The organism is Cytobacillus horneckiae, from assembly GCF_002835735.1.
Taxonomy (GTDB): domain Bacteria; phylum Bacillota; class Bacilli; order Bacillales; family Cytobacillaceae; genus Cytobacillus; species Cytobacillus horneckiae.
In genome coordinates, this window is sequence record NZ_PISD01000020.1 from 1 (window position 1) to 17,826 (window position 17,826).

14 protein-coding genes and 16 tRNA genes are annotated in these 17,826 nt (G+C 38.9%); 28 read left to right on the plus strand and 2 right to left on the minus strand.

Annotation, left to right across the window (positions count from 1 at the left end):
• The first annotated feature begins 22 nt into the window (after positions 1 to 22).
• The 20 genes from CWS20_RS10530 to CWS20_RS10625 all read left to right on the plus strand — a co-directional run bounded on the left by CWS20_RS10530 (position 23) and on the right by CWS20_RS10625 (position 6,533).
• Positions 23 to 115, plus strand: a tRNA-Ser gene (locus CWS20_RS10530).
• Positions 116 to 140: 25 nt separating this feature from the next.
• Positions 141 to 215 (plus strand) — tRNA-Glu (locus CWS20_RS10535).
• A 5-nt stretch (positions 216 to 220) separates the two neighbouring features.
• Positions 221 to 296: transfer RNA gene (locus CWS20_RS10540), tRNA-Val, on the plus strand.
• Positions 297 to 411: 115 nt separating this feature from the next.
• Positions 412 to 485, plus strand: a tRNA-Met gene (locus CWS20_RS10545).
• A 3-nt stretch (positions 486 to 488) separates the two neighbouring features.
• Positions 489 to 565: transfer RNA gene (locus CWS20_RS10550), tRNA-Asp, on the plus strand.
• A 50-nt stretch (positions 566 to 615) separates the two neighbouring features.
• Positions 616 to 688: transfer RNA gene (locus CWS20_RS10555), tRNA-Phe, on the plus strand.
• 8 nt (positions 689 to 696) lie between these two features.
• Positions 697 to 772, plus strand: a tRNA-Thr gene (locus tag CWS20_RS10560).
• 13 nt (positions 773 to 785) lie between these two features.
• Positions 786 to 869: transfer RNA gene (locus tag CWS20_RS10565), tRNA-Tyr, on the plus strand.
• Positions 870 to 873: 4 nt separating this feature from the next.
• Positions 874 to 947, plus strand: a tRNA-Trp gene (locus tag CWS20_RS10570).
• A 5-nt stretch (positions 948 to 952) separates the two neighbouring features.
• Positions 953 to 1,028, plus strand: a tRNA-His gene (locus CWS20_RS10575).
• A gap of 55 nt (positions 1,029 to 1,083) precedes the next feature.
• Positions 1,084 to 1,158: transfer RNA gene (locus tag CWS20_RS10580), tRNA-Gln, on the plus strand.
• A 3-nt stretch (positions 1,159 to 1,161) separates the two neighbouring features.
• Positions 1,162 to 1,236, plus strand: a tRNA-Gly gene (locus CWS20_RS10585).
• Between the two features lie 14 nt (positions 1,237 to 1,250).
• Positions 1,251 to 1,324: transfer RNA gene (locus CWS20_RS10590), tRNA-Cys, on the plus strand.
• A 20-nt stretch (positions 1,325 to 1,344) separates the two neighbouring features.
• Positions 1,345 to 1,433: transfer RNA gene (locus CWS20_RS10595), tRNA-Leu, on the plus strand.
• A gap of 20 nt (positions 1,434 to 1,453) precedes the next feature.
• Positions 1,454 to 1,538 (plus strand) — tRNA-Leu (locus CWS20_RS10600).
• Positions 1,539 to 1,705: 167 nt separating this feature from the next.
• Positions 1,706 to 1,776 (plus strand) — tRNA-Gly (locus CWS20_RS10605).
• 875 nt (positions 1,777 to 2,651) lie between these two features.
• The gene (locus tag CWS20_RS10610) at positions 2,652 to 3,467 is read left to right on the plus strand and encodes an ABC transporter ATP-binding protein (RefSeq protein ID WP_066195582.1); all 816 of its coding nucleotides are present in this window, start codon (positions 2,652 to 2,654) and stop codon (positions 3,465 to 3,467) included.
• Positions 3,468 to 3,539: 72 nt separating this feature from the next.
• Positions 3,540 to 4,469 carry an iron-hydroxamate ABC transporter substrate-binding protein gene (locus CWS20_RS10615; RefSeq protein ID WP_066195585.1) on the plus strand — a complete coding sequence of 310 codons (930 nt, stop codon included), beginning with the start codon at positions 3,540 to 3,542 and terminating at the stop codon, positions 4,467 to 4,469.
• 22 nt (positions 4,470 to 4,491) lie between these two features.
• Positions 4,492 to 5,529, plus strand: a complete 1,038-nt coding sequence (locus CWS20_RS10620; protein WP_066195587.1) for a FecCD family ABC transporter permease — start codon at positions 4,492 to 4,494, stop codon at positions 5,527 to 5,529.
• Entirely contained in the window at positions 5,529 to 6,533 is a 1,005-nt protein-coding gene (locus CWS20_RS10625; RefSeq protein ID WP_101226302.1) for a FecCD family ABC transporter permease, read from the plus strand. Before CWS20_RS10620 ends, CWS20_RS10625 begins: the two co-directional genes overlap by 1 nt.
• Positions 6,534 to 6,544: 11 nt before the next feature.
• Here the strand turns inward: CWS20_RS10625 and CWS20_RS10630 are convergent, their stop codons facing one another.
• Entirely contained in the window at positions 6,545 to 7,213 is a 669-nt protein-coding gene (locus CWS20_RS10630; RefSeq protein WP_066201455.1) for a B3/B4 domain-containing protein, read from the minus strand.
• A 105-nt stretch (positions 7,214 to 7,318) separates the two neighbouring features.
• Here CWS20_RS10630 and queG point away from each other — a divergent pair, with 105 nt between their 5' ends.
• The 7 genes from queG (at position 7,319) to yhbH (ending at position 14,971) form a co-directional block, all read left to right on the plus strand.
• Positions 7,319 to 8,452 (plus strand): tRNA epoxyqueuosine(34) reductase QueG, encoded by a 1,134-nt coding sequence (gene queG, locus CWS20_RS10635; RefSeq protein ID WP_066195595.1) that lies wholly within the window; start codon positions 7,319 to 7,321, stop codon positions 8,450 to 8,452.
• 121 nt (positions 8,453 to 8,573) lie between these two features.
• Positions 8,574 to 9,452 (plus strand): amidase domain-containing protein, encoded by an 879-nt coding sequence (locus CWS20_RS10640; RefSeq protein ID WP_066195597.1) that lies wholly within the window; start codon positions 8,574 to 8,576, stop codon positions 9,450 to 9,452.
• 63 nt (positions 9,453 to 9,515) lie between these two features.
• On the plus strand, positions 9,516 to 9,989 hold the full coding sequence (gene trmL, locus CWS20_RS10645) for a tRNA (uridine(34)/cytosine(34)/5-carboxymethylaminomethyluridine(34)-2'-O)-methyltransferase TrmL (RefSeq protein ID WP_066195599.1): 474 nt from the start codon (positions 9,516 to 9,518) through the stop codon (positions 9,987 to 9,989).
• Positions 9,990 to 10,121: 132 nt separating this feature from the next.
• The gene (gene nfsA / locus CWS20_RS10650; protein ID WP_066195602.1) at positions 10,122 to 10,871 is read left to right on the plus strand and encodes an oxygen-insensitive NADPH nitroreductase; all 750 of its coding nucleotides are present in this window, start codon (positions 10,122 to 10,124) and stop codon (positions 10,869 to 10,871) included.
• A gap of 396 nt (positions 10,872 to 11,267) precedes the next feature.
• On the plus strand, positions 11,268 to 13,163 hold the full coding sequence (locus CWS20_RS10655; protein ID WP_066195604.1) for a PrkA family serine protein kinase: 1,896 nt from the start codon (positions 11,268 to 11,270) through the stop codon (positions 13,161 to 13,163).
• A 68-nt stretch (positions 13,164 to 13,231) separates the two neighbouring features.
• Positions 13,232 to 13,396, plus strand: a complete 165-nt coding sequence (locus tag CWS20_RS28395; protein ID WP_162840976.1) for a hypothetical protein — start codon at positions 13,232 to 13,234, stop codon at positions 13,394 to 13,396.
• A 402-nt stretch (positions 13,397 to 13,798) separates the two neighbouring features.
• Positions 13,799 to 14,971 (plus strand): sporulation protein YhbH, encoded by a 1,173-nt coding sequence (gene yhbH / locus CWS20_RS10660; RefSeq protein ID WP_066195608.1) that lies wholly within the window; start codon positions 13,799 to 13,801, stop codon positions 14,969 to 14,971.
• 102 nt (positions 14,972 to 15,073) lie between these two features.
• Here yhbH and CWS20_RS10665 read toward each other — a convergent pair whose 3' ends face one another.
• Positions 15,074 to 15,820, minus strand: a complete 747-nt coding sequence (locus tag CWS20_RS10665) for a class I SAM-dependent methyltransferase (protein WP_066195612.1) — start codon at positions 15,818 to 15,820, stop codon at positions 15,074 to 15,076.
• Positions 15,821 to 15,948: 128 nt separating this feature from the next.
• Between CWS20_RS10665 and CWS20_RS10670 the strand changes: the two genes are divergently transcribed.
• The gene (locus CWS20_RS10670; RefSeq protein WP_066195615.1) at positions 15,949 to 16,902 is read left to right on the plus strand and encodes an MBL fold metallo-hydrolase; all 954 of its coding nucleotides are present in this window, start codon (positions 15,949 to 15,951) and stop codon (positions 16,900 to 16,902) included.
• Positions 16,903 to 17,826: the final 924 nt, after the last annotated feature.

A 17,826-nucleotide genomic window follows, 5' to 3' on the forward strand; every position in this document is an offset into this window, starting at 1 on the left:
AATCCTACCTGCGGAGCCATATGGAGAGCTGTCCGAGTGGCCGAAGGAGCACGATTGGAAATCGTGTAGGCGGTTTATAGCTGTCTCAAGGGTTCAAATCCCTTGCTCTCCGCCATTTAATTTATAAATATTTAAAATATGGCCCCTTGGTCAAGCGGTTAAGACACCGCCCTTTCACGGCGGTAACACGGGTTCGAATCCCGTAGGGGTCACCATTAATGGAGGATTAGCTCAGCTGGGAGAGCATCTGCCTTACAAGCAGAGGGTCGGCGGTTCGATCCCGTCATCCTCCACCATTTGAAACATTATTATGTCGCGAGATAGATCAAAGAGCGATTTATCAATGATTTTGCTGCGAGTTGTTTCGATGAATAAGCTGTCTTCAGAGGAAGAAACAGAAAATATTATTATCGCGGGGTGGAGCAGTCCGGTAGCTCGTCGGGCTCATAACCCGAAGGTCGCAGGTTCAAATCCTGCCCCCGCAATCTGGTCCGGTAGTTCAGTTGGTTAGAATGCCTGCCTGTCACGCAGGAGGTCGCGGGTTCGAGTCCCGTCCGGACCGCCATTTTATACATAAATTTCAATTGTTTTAAAATTTTATCCTTTAACATTTATGGCTCAGTAGCTCAGTCGGTAGAGCAAAGGACTGAAAATCCTTGTGTCGGCGGTTCGATTCCGTCCTGAGCCATCATTTATGCCGGCCTAGCTCAATTGGTAGAGCAACTGACTTGTAATCAGTAGGTTGGGGGTTCAAGTCCTCTGGCCGGCACCATTCATATTTATATGGAGGGGTAGCGAAGTGGCTAAACGCGGCGGACTGTAAATCCGCTCCTTCGGGTTCGGCAGTTCGAATCTGCCCCCCTCCACCATAATAGGGGTATAGTTTAATGGTAAAACGAAGGTCTCCAAAACCTTTGATGTGGGTTCAATTCCTACTACCCCTGCCAATATGGCGGTTGTGGCGAAGTGGTTAACGCATCGGATTGTGGTTCCGACATTCGTGGGTTCGATTCCCATCAGCCGCCCCATTTTTTTAGTTGGAAATAAGAACATAATACATACTAAATACATAAAGTATATAAATGGGCTATAGCCAAGTGGTAAGGCAACGGACTTTGACTCCGTCATTCGTAGGTTCGAATCCTGCTAGCCCAGCCATCTGCGGAAGTAGTTCAGTGGTAGAACATCACCTTGCCAAGGTGGGGGTCGCGGGTTCGAATCCCGTCTTCCGCTCCATATATATACATTAAGGCGGCATAGCCAAGTGGTAAGGCAGAGGTCTGCAAAACCTTCACCACCGGTTCAAATCCGGTTGCCGCCTCCATACTTAATTCATATTGTTTTGCCGGGGTGGCGGAACTGGCAGACGCACAGGACTTAAAATCCTGCGGTAGGTGACTACCGTACCGGTTCGATTCCGGTCCTCGGCACCACTTAACTTAATAATTCTTATGCCGGTGTGGCGGAATTGGCAGACGCGCACGACTCAAAATCGTGTTCCTTCTGGAGTGTCGGTTCGACCCCGACCACCGGTACCATTATTAAGTTTGCGGGTGTAGTTTACTGGTAAAACCTCAGCCACGAGCGAAGCATCCATGAATGATCTACGAGTTGCCTCGACGCATATACATCGTTGATTATGCTTGAAGAGGAAGAGGCATAAAGTGAAAAAGAAAAATTCAATTTAATATTTTTTTCAAAGTTTGCGGGTGTAGTTTAGTGGTAAAACCTCAGCCTTCCAAGCTGATGATGAGGGTTCGATTCCCTTCACCCGCTTATATAATGAATATAATAGCATTCCCAACGTGGAATGCTATTTTTTATGAGGTGTTTTATTGGTTACTATAACTATCATTTTAAAAAGAAACAATCTAAATACTTAAGTATCGTGAATACACAATCTTGAGAATGAAGCGAATTTATTCCTTTGAAGCTTCAAAATATGAATGTCTTCATGTGAATAAAAGGAGTTTATTCCTCTGAAGCTCCAAAATATGAATGTCTTCAGGTGAATAAATGGGGTTTATTCCTCTAAAGCTTCAAAATATGAATGTCTTCAGGTGAATAAATTTGGTTTATTCCTCTAAAGCTCCAAAAAATGAATGCCTTCATGTGAATAAATGGGGTTTATTCCTCTAAAGCTTCAAAATATGAGAGCCTTCAGGTGAATAAATAGGGTTTATTCCTCTAAAGCATCAAAAAATGAATGCCTTCATGTGAATAAATGGGGTTTATTCCTCTAAAGCTTCAAAATATGAATGTCTTCAGGTGAATAAATTTGGTTTATTCCTCTGAAGCTTCAAAATATGAATGCCTTCAGGTGAATAAAAGGAGTTTATTCCTCTAAAGCTCCAAAAAATGAATGCCTTCAGGTGAATAAATGGGGTTTATTCCTCTAAAGCTCCAAAATATGAATGCCTTCAGGTGAATAACCTAATTCTATTTCTCACAATCTCCCCTAAAAATGAGAAACTTCAAGTGATTACAAGAATCTATTAAAACAGACGACATAAATGGTGTGAGACGCAGCTTAAAAGATATTGACAGATCATCCTTTTTTCGTTACAATCCAGAATGAGGTTGATAATCATTATCAACTATTTTATTCAACTAGTAAACTTCTGAAACTGCTATTGATGAGGAGGATCATCTTGTCTAGATTATTTACTGAAGATTTAAGAATTGCCTACGGAGATCAAGTGATTGTCAAAGATTTAAATATGTTAATTCCAGACGGGAAAATAACTGCTATTATTGGACCGAATGGATGTGGAAAGTCTACGGTATTAAAAACGGTAGCTCGGATTATCCAAGCTAAATCAGGTTCCGTCTTCCTAGATGGCAAACAAATAAGTAAAGAGTCGACAAAAAGCATAGCGCAAAAGATGGCTATTCTCCCACAATCACCAGATGCCCCAGAAGGACTTACAATAGGTGAGCTTGTATCATATGGCAGATTTCCATATCAGAGGGGGATGGGGAAACTAAACGACAAGGATCGCAATGTGATAGAGTGGGCTTTAAAAGCTACCGGCATTTCTGACTTCAAGGACAGAGAAGTAGATGCCCTATCAGGAGGCCAAAGACAGAGAGTATGGATTGCGATGGCATTGGCGCAGGAAACAGATATCATCTTATTAGATGAGCCAACTACATACCTTGATCTTTGTCATCAGCTTGAGGTACTTGAATTATTAAAGGAATTAAATGTATTAGAAAATAGAACGATTGTTATGGTTATTCATGACTTGAACCATGCAGCGAGATTCGCAGACCACTTAATTGCGATGAGAGCAGGTTCAATTGTTAAAAGCGGCAATGGGAAAGAGGTCATGACAAAACCGGTCTTGAGGGAAGTCTTCAACATTGATGCAGAAATCGGTATAGACCCTCGAACAAAAAAACCAATTTGCTTAACCTATGACTTAGTTTCATCCAACGCTTTAGCTCAGGAGCAAATTAGCTGAGTAAAAGCGGTTATTTTTTGCAATTAATTGAGAATGATTATTATTTATAATAGAATGATGGAGTTGAAGAATATGAAAAAGAGCTTTTTATTTGTTCTTATTTTACTTTTAGGTTTATTAGCAGCATGTGGCAATGGCAGTAAAGAGGAAGCAAATACAGGAGAGAAGAAAGACTCAGAAGCAGAGACTCGAATTTATGAATCCGAAGAAGGGGAAATAAAATTGCCAGCTAACCCTGAAAAGGTTGCCGTTGTTGGCTCTTCTTATACAGGGAATGTCCTTTCTTTAGGAATTACACCGATTGCGGTGGATAGCTGGGCAAAAGGGAATAAGTTTTTTGAAGACAAGCTTGATAATGCGGAACTCATTTCAGAGGACTCTTTTGAAAAGCTATTAGAGCTTGAACCAGATTTAATTATTACTTTTTCAACAGATAAAAACTTAGACAAATATAAGGAAATTGCACCAACAGTTGCATTAACTTATGAAAATTACGACTATCTTGAGCAGCATATTGAAATCGGGAAAATATTAGGAAAAGAAAAAGAAGCACAGGAATGGGTAGATGAATGGAAGAAAAAGACTGAGGCAGAGGGTCAAAAAGTAAAAGACGCTATTGGCGAAGATGCAACGATTATGGTCTTTGAAACATTTGGAAAAGACATGTATGTGTATGGAGATAATTGGGGGCGCGGCACGGAAGTCATTTATCAAGCCCTTGGATTAAAAGCTCCGAAAAGTGTTGAAGACGAAGCTTTTGGCCCTGGTTACTTGGCAATCTCATCAGAGGTTATTCCTAAATATGCTGGGGATTATATTTTCTTAGGTGACGGAGAAGGAGCCGATAATTCATTTACTGAAACAGATGTTTGGAAAGGAATTCCTGCAGTACAAAATGATCGCGTAATTGAATTTGACTCTGCTTCATTCTACTTTAATGATCCAATTTCACTTGAGAAAGAACTAGAGTTTATTGTAGATGAGTTAATTAAAGCAAAATAATTGTTGCCTGAGGAAGATTACAATGAAACATACAAAAAACAGTATGAATGACAAGAAATTTTATTCCCGGCCAGCAATAGGAACAATAGTATTGGCACTAAGCTTTCTGCTCCTTGCAGGTAGCTTAGTGCTTGCTGTTTCTGTCGGGGCTGCAAATATCGCTTTTTATGATGTTTGGAAAGCTGTCTTTTCTTATAATCATTCTAGAGAGGCAGACCAGATTATTATGAGCCTAAGGCTCCCCCGTGAGATAGGGGCAGCCGTTGTAGGAGCGGCGTTCGCTGTCAGCGGGGCAATCATGCAGGGGATGACAAAGAACCCTTTAGCAGATCCAGGACTGCTTGGCTTGAATGCGGGGGCAAGTTTAGGACTTGCTGTCGCTTTCTCGTATGTAAGTAATACAAACTATTTTACAATTATGATCTTTTCTTTTATCGGTGCAGGAATTGGTGCTGTGCTTGTTTTTGGAATCAGCTCTATGAAGCGGGGCGGAATGACGCCGTTAAGGATTACTTTAGCAGGAGCGGCTGTGACAGCACTTTTATCCTCTTTAGGGGAAGGTATCGCATTATTGAACAAGCTATCGCAAAGCATAGCATTCTGGACCGCTGGGGGCGTGTCAGGAACGACATGGGCACAGTTGAAAATAGTTGCGCCTACTGTTTTTATCGGTATTTTAATTGCTATTATTTTTTCTCGCAGTCTGACGATTTTAAGCTTTGGAGAAGATGTCGCTAAAGGTTTGGGCCAAAGGACATTATTGACTAGAATCATATTGATGGCTGTCGTTCTTATTCTGGCTGGAGCAGCTGTATCACTCGTAGGAGCCATCGCATTTGTAGGCTTATTTATTCCTCATATTGTCCGGTTTTTAGTTGGAACTGATTATCGTTGGATTATTCCATGTTCCGCAGTGCTTGGCAGTGTTTTTATGGTGCTTGCCGATACGGCAGCTAGAATGATTAATCCGCCATTTGAAACGCCTATGGGAGCCATTGTTGCTGTATTAGGCATCCCATTCTTCCTTTACCTTGCACGGAAAGGAAGGATGCTGACTTGATGAATCAGAAGAAATTGAAAAGGACAGGCATGATTATTTCTATTACGGCGATTTTACTGCTAATCGCCTTTATTATTAGCGTGGCAACAGGATTTGCCTCTATGTCACCACTAAGGCTTGTAAATACGCTGTTGGGACAAGGCACACCTAAGGAAGAGCTGATACTATTCACTTTCAGGCTTCCCCGTATTTTGGTGACAATTTTAGCAGGTGTCGGCCTGGCGATATCAGGTGCTATATTGCAAAGCATTACAAGAAACCCTTTGGCAGATCCGGGTATATTGGGAATCAATGCTGGGGCTGGTTTAGCTGTCGTATTTTTTGTGATGATTTTTGGCAGCGGCGCAGGCACTTATATTTATATCCTGCCATTATTCGCATTATGTGGTGGCATGATAACAGCGATTATTATTTATCTCCTCTCATTTAAAAAAGGAGAAGGGATTGATCCTGGGAGAATGCTTCTAGTAGGGGTAGGGCTTTCTACAGCCATCTCAGGAGCTATCCTGACGCTCGCTTCAAAAATTGCAAGAGAGGATTATGATTTCTTTGCCAATTGGATGGCTGGAAGAATATGGGGAGATGACTGGGTGTTTGTTTTGGCATTATTGCCATGGCTACTCTTACTGCTCCCATTAGTTTATCGAAAATCCAATGTACTAAATACGATGAGTTTAAATGAAAACCTTTCAATAGGACTTGGCGTTAAAGTTGAGAAAGAACGCTATATTTTGCTTTTAATTGCAGTGGCATTGGCTGCATCAGCGGTATCAGTTAGCGGAGGTATTGCTTTTGTAGGGCTGATGGCACCTCATATTGCCAGAAGTTTAGTTGGACCAAGACATCAGTTATATTTGCCGGTTGCGGCAATGCTTGGTGCCATCTTGCTTTTAATTGCTGATACGATTGGTAGGGTTTTACTGGACCCGAGCGGAATACCGGCTGGAGTTATTGTTTCTATTATTGGCGCACCATATTTTATGTATTTGATGGCAAAAAAATAAGAGAGTGCCTATTAGCACTCTCTTATTTCTATTTCTGCGGTCCCACCATGTACTTGCAGAAACATTTTCATTAAAGATTCAGTCATTTCCTTTGCTTCATCCATCGTTATTGAATGTCTTAAAAAGACAACCTGGATTGCTTCCTTTGTTTCTCCGTTCATTGCGGTTCTTTCAGAATCAACGAAAGGGCTGCCAAACGCTCCTTTTTCATCGCTTAATAATATCAGGTTATGCAGTGAATTGCTCCGTCCATTTAAGCCTATGTACGCTTCATTTTCTTCGCCTGTTCTTATGACGATATTGCCTTCAATTCTTGTTTTATCATATATTCCAATGGGAATTTCATATTTCATGGAAAAGAAATTATTAATATCTGTCGAGCTGTTTACACTTTGTAGGTAATTCTGTTTTTTGATTCTCCTGTAGAGTGCTTCTGCTGAATGGCGGTAACGGTTCGGATCTTTGCCAGCTTTTTTTAAAATCTGTCTCCACTCTTTAATCCCTTCAAAATCAGTTACATTTTTATCTTCCATATCAAAAAAGAGTGATTCCTGAAAAAGCTGGAGCCTGCCTTTAATCATTTGCGGCGATTTACCAACTGTAATATCATGATAGCGGATTATACCGATTTTAAATTGTGGAAATAATGAGCACAGATGTGGCGAGATACTGATTTCCAACGTTTTCACCTCCCATTTATTTATAAAATAGTTTATCATAAAAGGATGTCTAAAAAATAATGATTGAACCATAGATAACAGTAATTGTGAAAGAGAGGTTAACAAATGAAGATTTCCACCTTGAAAAATGACCTCATAGCTTATAGTAAGACGATTGGGATAGATAAAATAGGCTTTACTACTGCCTCTACCTTTAATGGATTACGAAATCGCTTAATGAAGCAGCAGGAGCTTGGCTATCAATCCGGATTTGAAGAGCCAGATATTGAAAAAAGAGTGAATCCGGCATTGCTAATGGATGAGCCGCAGTCAATTATTAGTATTGCCCTTGCTTATCCGACAAAAATGAAAACAAGGGTAGTGAGTAAACAAGGCGAACGTCGCGGAATATTTTGCCGGGCATCGTGGGGAGAAGATTATCATTTAGTCTTAAAGGACAGGCTAACTAAGCTAGAGGCATATTTAATAGAAAAGGTACCAGATGTTAAGTTCAAAGCGATGGTAGATACTGGAGAGCTTTCCGATAGAGCAGTGGCTGAACGGGCTGGTATTGGCTGGAGCGGTAAAAATTGCTCTATTATTACACCGGAGTTTGGTTCGTATGTATATTTAGGAGAAATCATTACAAACATTCCATTTGAGCCAGATACACCATTGGAGGATCGGTGTGGCACGTGCAATAAATGCATTGATGCTTGCCCCACAGGTGCGCTAGTACAAGGCGGTCAATTAAATGCACAGAGATGTATCTCATTCCTCACTCAAACAAAAGGGTTTTTACCTGATGAATTTAGAGATGAACTTGGAAATCGAATTTACGGCTGTGATACTTGCCAAACGGTCTGTCCAGAAAATAAGGGTAAAGATTTTCACTTCCATTCGGAAATGGAGCCGGATCCAGAGATTGTAAAGCCTCTTTTAAAACCATTATTGCGTATAAGTAACCGTGAGTTTAAGGAGAAGTTTGGGCGGCTGTCTGGATCATGGAGAGGAAAAAAACCTATTCAAAGGAATGCAATTATTGCGCTTGCGCATTTTAAGGACAAAACAGCTGTGAAAGACTTACAAGAATTAATGAGTTCAGATTCTAGACCGGTGATTCGCGGAACAGCAGCATGGTCTTTAGGGAAAATTGGCGGTGAGGATGCATACGAGGCATTGCAAAAAGCATTAAAGGAAGAGAAGGACCAAGAGGTTATTGATGAAATCAATAAAGGATTATTATTTATAGAAAAATGAGGGCGAAGGTTGCTCTCATTTTTTTGTTTATTAGCGGTTATAAAAAAAGCTTGTCAGAAAAACATTCTAATATGAAATGTGCTGGTTCTTCATATGAATGAATATGAAGGGAGTGAAAGAGATGCGCGATCAACTTCAAGAATTAATGGAAAAACGGGTCAGGCAATGTGTGGAGGAAGCACGGAATACAATTTATACTTGTCCAAAAATCGAAAGAAAAAAAGAGAGCATGTATAAGCGAAATGCTGAAATTGTCAAAGCGAAAGCTAATGGTAAAATAATAAGTTCAGTTATTCAAACGGATGAATTGACATCTGTTCGCTACTCGGTTCATTTTCAATATTTAATTAAGCAAAAAAATGAACTCTATATTGAAGAGGAAATTGAAGAACGATCCGCTGAATTTTATAAAAATGTACTTGTCGATGATAATGAGATGAATCCATATCCAATAATTGAGGCACCAGCGGTCATACACGAAGATAATATTGAAGAAAGAAATTCCTACCCATATAAATATGATCGTCGTAAAGCTGTACAGTATGCAGAAAAATGGTGGAATAGCTATAATCCGGCTTTTAAAACCTTCGATGTGGATTGCACAAACTATATTTCCCAGTGCCTACATGCAGGGGACGGCCCAATGAGGGGCTATCCTAATAGAGGCAAAGGCTGGTGGATGAGGAGCAATAACTGGAGCTATAGTTGGACTGTAGCTCATTCAATGCGAACGCATTTGTCGAGCTCTACAATCGGCTTAAGGGCAAAGGAAGTAAATAGTCCTGAAAAACTATTACTTGGTGATGTAATATGCTATGACTTTCAAGGCGACGGCCGGTTTGACCATACAACGATTGTCACTGGTGTAGATGCTGAAGGATTGCCGCTAGTAAATGCTCATACGACGAATAGCAGAATGAGATTTTGGGACTATGAAGATTCCACAGCGTATACGCCAAATATAAAGTATAAGTTTTTCACTATCTGTGATGATCGCTAGCCTTCTTAAACAAAGGCTGAAGTGGTATAATAGGTTTGAGAGTTTATAATAGAGGTGAAAAACGTGTCAGTACATGTAGTACTATATCAACCAGAGATTCCTAGTAATACAGGGAATATTGCACGTTCATGTGCAGCAACAGATACAACATTGCATTTAATTCGACCCCTTGGTTTTTCTACAGACGATAAAATGTTGAAAAGAGCAGGCTTGGATTATTGGCAATTTGTTAATATTAATTATTACGATTCAATTGATGAGTTTTTCGAGAAAAATGAAGGCGGGGAATTCTTCTATTTAACGAAGTTTGGCACAACGCCTCACTCGTCTTTTGATTACAGCGACAATAATAAGAACTATTTCTTCATTTTTGGGAGAGAAACAACAGGTTTGCCAAAAGATATCATAGAAAATAACAAGGAACGTGCACTGCGCATTCCGATGAATGATCATGTCCGCTCATTGAATCTCTCTAATACAGCTGCTATTCTTATTTATGAAGCATTAAGGCAGCAGGGCTATCCTAGTCTGGCCTAATAAACTTTAACAAATAAAAAGGGTCTGATTTTTCAGGCCTTTTTTTATCTATATTAAAAAGAAAAACATTGACATTCGCCTGAAAGAAAGGGAGGATGCATCGTTTTTTCAATATAAAAAGGAGTGATTTATATGAATACAATGATTAACCTAATTAATAATCATCGTTCAGTCCGCCACTTTGAGGACAAGCCATTATCTGAAGAACAGATTCAAATGATTGTTACTTCTGCACAGGCTGCGTCAACTTCAAGCTTTATTCAGGCTTACTCTATCATTGGAGTGACAGATGAAGCTAAAAAGAAAAAATTGGCAGAGCTTGCCGGGAATCAGTCATTTGTTGAAACATGCGGGCATTTCTTCGTATTTTGTGCGGATCTGCATCGCCACAAGGTTGTTAGTGAAATGGAAGGAATAAATTTGACTGAATCTATTGAAAGTACTGAGAAGTTCATGGTGGGACTCATTGATGCAGCCCTTGCAGCTCAAAACGCTGCGCTCTCTGCTGAATCCATGGGGCTTGGTATTTGTTATGTTGGCGGAATAAGAAATAATCTTCATGGCATTTGCGAAGTGCTTAAGACGCCTGAACATGTGATTCCCTTATTCGGATTAGCTGTTGGTTATCCGGCTAGAGAGAATGAACAAAAACCAAGGCTGCCATATCATCATATTTATCATGAAAATGAATACGAACAAAGTCCAAACCAATACAAGGTGGAGCTTGAGGAGTATAATAAAACCATTTCCGCCTATTATCACGAGAGAACTTCAGGAAAACGGGCGGATACATGGACAGAGCAAATGTCCCATATGTTTGAAAAGAAAAAGCGAATGTATATGAAGGATTTTGTTCAGGAAAAGGGACTGGATAGAGTATAAAGAAAAACTGCTGGGATATTCTCAGCAGTTTTTCTTTATATTGAAATTATTTAATGTTTTTCCCAGGCTTATCATCATAGCCTGATGCAAAAATAGCTGCTAAAAATGCAACCATTACACCTAATATTAGTACAGTACCCATTATGTATAGCCTCCTTCTTCCTGTTAAGTACAAAAATCACACGATATAAGTTTATTATATCCTAATAAATCTAAATAGTGAATGCAAATGATGGATAATCTTTGCAATAGTGGCATAGGATTTTTTATTAAGAGCATACTCAATCGTTAAAAAGATCGGATGCTTAGTAAACTAATTTTCAGTAAGCATGTTTGAATGTCCGCTCGCATAGGCTATATTAATCGTCTCTGATAATGTGACAGGGGGAGGTCCATATGGATATTCTGAGAAAAATTGAGATGTATAGACATGAAGAGGAAAAGTTGAAATGGGAAGGGACTTTTAGAGAGTACTTAGAAATTATAAAAGAGAAGCCATGGGTTGCCCAGTCCGCACATTCCAGAGTGTATAACATGATTAAGGACTCTGGGTTAGAAGAAGTGAAGGGGCAAAAAAAATACAAGTTTTTCAGCAATCAATTATTTGGCCTTGAGGAATCTTTGGAAAGACTGGTGGAAGAATACTTTCATCCAGCTGCCAAAAGGCTTGATGTTAGAAAAAGAATTTTGCTATTAATGGGTCCTGTAAGCGGTGGTAAATCAACGCTTGTAACGATGTTGAAAAGAGGGCTGGAAGCTTATTCTCTCACAGATAATGGAGCGGTTTATGCTATAAAAGGCTGCCCGATGCATGAAGATCCTTTGCATATGGTTCCGCATCATTTAAGAAAGGATTTCTATGATGAATATGGTATCCGCATTGAGGGTAATTTATCACCACTCAATATGATGCGCGTAGAACAGGAATATAACGGGAAAATCGAGGATGTGGTTATCGAAAGAGTCATGTTCTCAGAAGATAAGCGTGTCGGAATTGGAACATTCAGTCCTTCAGACCCAAAATCACAGGATATTGCCGACTTAACGGGAAGTATTGATTTTTCAACGATAGCTGAATATGGATCTGAATCAGATCCGCGCGCATATAGATTTGATGGGGAGTTAAATAAAGCGAACAGGGGTATGATGGAGTTTCAGGAAATGCTCAAATGTGATGAAAAATTCCTTTGGCATTTGCTTTCATTAACGCAAGAAGGAAACTTTAAAGCAGGAAGATTTGCTCTTATCAGCGCAGATGAATTAATCGTTGCTCATACGAATGAAACCGAGTATCGTTCGTTTATTTCCAATAAAAAGAACGAAGCGCTACATTCAAGGATTATCGTCATGCCAATCCCATATAACCTCAAAGTAACAGAAGAAGAAAAGATTTACGAAAAAATGATTCAAGAAAGCGATGTGGCAAATGTTCATATTGCCCCGCATACATTAAAAGTCGCTGCGATGTTTACAATTCTGACCCGTATGAAGGATCCGAAAAAAGGTGATTTGGATTTAGTTAAAAAAATGCGTCTGTATGATGGCGAAAGCGTAGAAGGATTTAACCGCGCAGATGTAGAGGAAATGAAGAAAGAGCATGCAGACGAGGGAATGAGCGGGATTGATCCTCGTTATGTCATTAATCGGATTTCTTCAACGATTATACGTAAAGAGATTACATCGATTAATGCACTGGATGTATTACGATCTTTGAAAGAAGGTTTAGATCAGCATCCATCTATCACAGCTGAACTAAAAGAAAGATATTTAAACTTTATTTCATTAGCACGCAAAGAATATGATGAAATAGCGAAAAAAGAAGTGCAAAAAGCATTTGTTTATTCATATGAAGAATCTGCTAAAACATTGATGGAGAACTATTTAGATAATGTTGAAGCGTATTGCAATAAGGCGAAATTGCGCGATCCTTTAACGGGCGAAGAAATAAATCCGGATGAGAAGCTTATGCGCTCAATTGAAGAACAAATCGGTATTTCCGAAAATGCAAAAAAAGCCTTCCGTGAGGAGATTTTAATTCGAATTTCTGCTTATGCAAGAAAGGGGAAGCGATTCGATTATAATTCTCATGATAGACTGCGTGAAGCCATTCAGAAAAAGCTGTTTGCCGACTTGAAAGATGTTGTTAAAATTACTACGTCTTCAAAAACACCAGATGAACAGCAGCTTAAGAAAATTAATGAAGTAGTTGCACGTCTAATCGACGAACATGGGTATAATTCAACTTCCGCAAATGAATTATTGCGTTATGTAGGCAGCTTGCTTAACAGATAGCACACATAGGCTCTATTAGTTTGAGAAATTTAATAATCGGGTAAAAAACTAATAGAGGTGATTCTTTTATGAAGAAAAATGAGGTAGAAGATATTCCGATAAATAGCTCTATGGCACCTACAGAAGAAGAAATGAAAAACCTGGGAAAAGAAATGGAACAAATGAAATCAAAAAAAGAATTAGCTGAAAATAATAAAACACCAGATCCAAAGCAGGAAAAGAACCCAAATTAATTTGATTCGGGTTCTTTTTTTCTTCCCGATTTGCTGGATGTTATAAATGGTCTGACGGAGCATTCCCGCGTTTAGAAAATATAAAATAAAAAAAGGCTTGTCCAAGCGGATAATCGCCTATTCGATTGTCTGAATTAATTGTAAATTATTTAGAGTTGTCGCATAGGATAGAGTAATCAACTTTTTTATCATTTGCAGTATAGAATGACATGAAGAAAAAAATAGACCTGAAAATGAATTTCTTTTTCTTCAGCACTACAAGACTCGCCATTTGACGAGTTTTATTTCGTTTTACTTTTGATTTTGAATCAATGACCCATTTGACACTCGGAATATTGTATGTTTGCGGCTGAAAATGTGTGCATAAAAAAATGAAAAAAATAAAAAAGGAGGGCTTTATAAATGACCGAGGTTAATAACAATCATCAGTTTGTCGTTTCTCAAGAAGATTGGTCCCTCCATCGCAAAGGCCATGATGATCAGCAACGCCACCAAGATAAGGTGCAGGATGCGATACGCAATAATCTCCCGGATTTAATTACTGAAGAAAGCATTATCATGTCCAACGGTCGTGAAGTTGTAAAGATTCCTATTCGTTCTCTGGATGAGTACAAAATCCGTTATAATTACGACAAGAATAAGCACGTAGGCCAAGGTGATGGAGATAGTAAAGTAGGAGATGTGGTTGCCAGGGATGGATCAGGCGAAAAAGGGCCAGGGAAGGGGCAAGGTGCTGGCGATCAGGCAGGCGAAGATTATTTTGAAGCTGAAGTTTCCCTAATGGAGATAGAAGAGGCTTTATTTAAACAGCTTGAACTGCCAAACTTGAAAAAGAAGGAACAAGATGAAATCCTCGTTGAAAACATTGAATTTAACGATATTCGCAAAACAGGATTAATGGGTAATATTGATAAGAAAAGGACGATGATGTCAGCTTTTAAACGTAATGCCATGAACGGCAAAGCTGCCTTTCATCCCATTTATCAGGAGGATTTAAAATTTAAGACGTGGAATGAAATTGTAAAGCCGGAATCCAAAGCAGTTGTGCTTGCGATGATGGATACAAGCGGTAGTATGGGCATTTGGGAAAAATATATGGCAAGAAGCTTCTTCTTTTGGATGACACGCTTTCTCCGCACTAAGTATGAGACAGTTGAAATCGAGTTTATTGCTCATCATACAGAAGCAAAAGTTGTGTCTGAAGCAGATTTCTTTTCAAAAGGAGAGAGCGGAGGCACCATTTGTTCGTCCGCTTATCGAAAGGCTTTAGAATTAATAGATGCAAAGTATGACCCCGCAAGGTTTAATATTTATCCATTTCATTTTTCTGATGGAGATAATCTAACTTCTGATAATGCACGCTGTGTCAAGCTAGTTGAAGAGCTGATGAACGTATCGAGCATGTTTGGCTATGGTGAGGTGAACCAGTATAACCGCCATTCAACATTAATGTCTGCCTATAAAAACATTAAAAATGACTTATTCCGTTATTATATTTTGAAACAGAAGTCTGATGTCTTTAGCGCAATGAAAAGCTTCTTCAGAGAAGAAGAGCAGAAAAAAATGTATGCATAGTCAGTTTTGAAACTTTCAGAACTAAATTTTGAAATATTGTTATGAACGGTTCGGAAGGACGTTCTGAGATAAAAAGAAGCGCTGTAAATCAGCGCTTCTTTTTTAATTTGATTTTCTGCATTTGATAATTAATGTCGTGGGGATGGACTTTGCTTTTTTATCTGAATACCAGCGGTTTTGATGTTTTTCTACATCAGCTTCGGACATGCGCACTTCTTCAATCACTTTCTCAATAATAAATCCATTGTCAATTAAAGTGTTGATATATGTGCTTAATTTGATTTGCTGCATGATGGCAGGCCTCTTCCATGCTTCATGATCATAGAAACCTTCCTCATGATAGGAGTGCTGAAAAAGTAATTCGGTGCCTACCTGTTTCACACGGTTATATAATGGGTGTTCCCAGCTAAAGATAAATGCGCCGCCCGGTTTTAAATAACTATGTATATTCATTATGGTTTGCTGCAAGTTTGTTGTCCATCCGATTGCGTAAATGGAATAGGCAATATCGAAATAATTTTCCGGTAATCCAGGATTTGCTTCCATTGGCGCTTCGAATAATTGCACAGATGGACAGTTGGAAAGAACCTTTTCTGCAGTATGAATTTGTGTTTTTGAAAAATCAAGCCCCCAGAGCTCATCAGCCCCTTTATTATGCATATACAGGAGTGAATGCCCGCTTCCGCAGCCAATGTCCAGCACTTTTTTTCCTTGTATATGATCGAAAAGCATAATATCCTCTTCAGTGGGTGCAAGCGGACCATACTCAGGCAATGGGTTTCTTCCAAAGAACCTTTCAGCCTCTTCATCCCATGTTTGTTTATTTATTATTATCGTTTCACTATTCATGTTAACGCCTCCTCTTCATTTAGTATTCTGCTTTTGACAGTATAATCCTCCATAATCATGTAGCTAGCTTAACCCTTTTACTTATGTCATAATTTTTACAAAAGCAATACTGGGAGGAGTAGGAGAATATGGAGAAAATCCAAGACTTAGGCAATGAGATTAGTTTAATTGATTTAATGGATCTTGGCCTGTCAGAAAGAACAGGTGCTTATGTTATACAGGCGGAAGAGTTAACGATTGTGGAAACAAGTGCAAGCCCTTCTATTCCATATTTATTGAATGGCTTGAAAGCGTTGCCTATTCAACTAGAAGATATTAAGCATATCATCGTCACACATGTTCATTTAGATCATGCAGGTGGAGCAGGTTTGTTGCTGCAGAAATGCCCCAATGCGAAAGTATATGTACACCCAAGGGGAAGGCGCCATTTAGCTGACCCGTCTAAACTAATACTAGGTGCAAAAGCAGTATATGGAGAGCAGTTCGATCAATTGTTTGACCCAATTGTCCCAATTCCAGAAGATAAGCTAATTGAAATGGAAGACGGTTCATCCATAAATATAGGCGGCCGCACCCTAACATTTATAGATACACCTGGACATGCGAAGCATCATTTTTCGATTCATGATTCAGGCAGCAAAGGTGTATTTACAGGAGATACAATTGGTGTGTTATATCCTCAGCTAGTTAGAAAAGGAGTACACATTTCATTGCCATCTACTTCACCAAATCAATTTAGTCCGGATGACATGCTTGCCTCTGCCAAGAAAATTGAAAGCTTAAATCCTGAGAGAATCTACTTTGGTCATTATGGAATGAGTGCTAATCCAGCAAAGGTATTTGAACAACTAAGATACTGGTTGCCTATTTTTACCGAAGTGTCTGAAAAGGTTTGGAAAGATCATGGTGGAACGGCAAGCGAGGAGGTTCATAAAAAAATTAAAACAGCAATAATGGAAAAGATTCTAGCGTATTTAGAAGAGCAGGGAGTAAAGCTGGAGCATGATGTACTTGAGATTATCCAATTAGATTTGAACGTTTGTACTATGGGAATGATGGATCGCCTAAGCAAGCAAATATAATTAAAAGGCATTTTAAGCGCTAAAAGCTTAAAATGCCTTTTTTTATTAAGTAAACCTAAAGACCTGTACAGAAATGAATGAAATGAGCATTATGAACCAAATCTATTTAGCTATTAATTTTAATTATTCATAATATTTAAATAATTAGTTCTAAAGTTATAGATTAGTATATTTTACTAATATTAAGAAAAAAAAGAAAATATGATAAAAGCTTCATGTAATGTTTGTCATTTCTTCTTATACTAAGTTCTTATAAGAGAATATTTTAACACTTAATAGTGAATATATCATAGGTCAATATGCGGCCACAGCCCAGTAGAAAATGTAAGCGTCTTCCTTGAGAAAACAACGGTCCGAGATTTTTATAAAGAATGATAGATAGAGGATATTCCTTTTAATCTATAAAACAATTTTAAAGGGGGTCAATTGATTGAAAAAGAGGAAGAGGAGATTAACTGTACTATCGACCAGTATTTTATTGGCTATAGCGATGTTTATCTCGGGATTTAGTTCGTTTACTTATGCAGAGACGGCGAAGGGGGAATTAATTCCCACGGAAGAATCTGTAGAGATTGTTACTATCGAAATCCCTGATGAAGAGGCTGCACAGGTTTTAAGAGATTTGGAGATAGATATTGACCATGGAATTCATGAACATGATGGCGTATGGGAAACTGAGGTGGTTGTTACACCGTCAGAAATCAAAAAATTGGAACAGCATGGGATAACAGTAAAAGAAACAATGATGACTGAACAGGTTTGGCAGCAAAGGATAAAAGAACGAAATCAGATTGTTCAACAAAATGAAAAACTATTAGCACAGTCTGAGAAGCTGGAAATTTTGCGTGCTCAGCATTATACAAATCAATCTGCAACCTTTTTGTATATTGAGGCAAAATCTAGTGCTGGAGCTGCTGCAGGAAC

Excerpts from the sequence above, each read along its gene's own strand:
- CWS20_RS10625 (WP_101226302.1), top strand. The coding sequence starts at position 5,529 with ATGAATCAGAAGAAATTGAAAAGGACAGGCATGATTATTTCTATTACG.
- CWS20_RS10670 (WP_066195615.1), top strand. The coding sequence starts at position 15,949 with ATGGAGAAAATCCAAGACTTAGGCAATGAGATTAGTTTAATTGATTTA.
- CWS20_RS10620 (WP_066195587.1), top strand. The coding sequence starts at position 4,492 with ATGAAACATACAAAAAACAGTATGAATGACAAGAAATTTTATTCCCGG.
- CWS20_RS28395 (WP_162840976.1), top strand. The coding sequence starts at position 13,232 with ATGAAGAAAAATGAGGTAGAAGATATTCCGATAAATAGCTCTATGGCA.
- yhbH (WP_066195608.1), top strand. The coding sequence starts at position 13,799 with ATGACCGAGGTTAATAACAATCATCAGTTTGTCGTTTCTCAAGAAGAT.
- nfsA (WP_066195602.1), top strand. The coding sequence starts at position 10,122 with ATGAATACAATGATTAACCTAATTAATAATCATCGTTCAGTCCGCCAC.
- queG (WP_066195595.1), top strand. The coding sequence starts at position 7,319 with ATGAAGATTTCCACCTTGAAAAATGACCTCATAGCTTATAGTAAGACG.
- CWS20_RS10665 (WP_066195612.1), bottom strand. The coding sequence starts at position 15,820 with ATGAATAGTGAAACGATAATAATAAATAAACAAACATGGGATGAAGAG.
- CWS20_RS10640 (WP_066195597.1), top strand. The coding sequence starts at position 8,574 with ATGCGCGATCAACTTCAAGAATTAATGGAAAAACGGGTCAGGCAATGT.
- CWS20_RS10615 (WP_066195585.1), top strand. The coding sequence starts at position 3,540 with ATGAAAAAGAGCTTTTTATTTGTTCTTATTTTACTTTTAGGTTTATTA.
- CWS20_RS10655 (WP_066195604.1), top strand. The coding sequence starts at position 11,268 with ATGGATATTCTGAGAAAAATTGAGATGTATAGACATGAAGAGGAAAAG.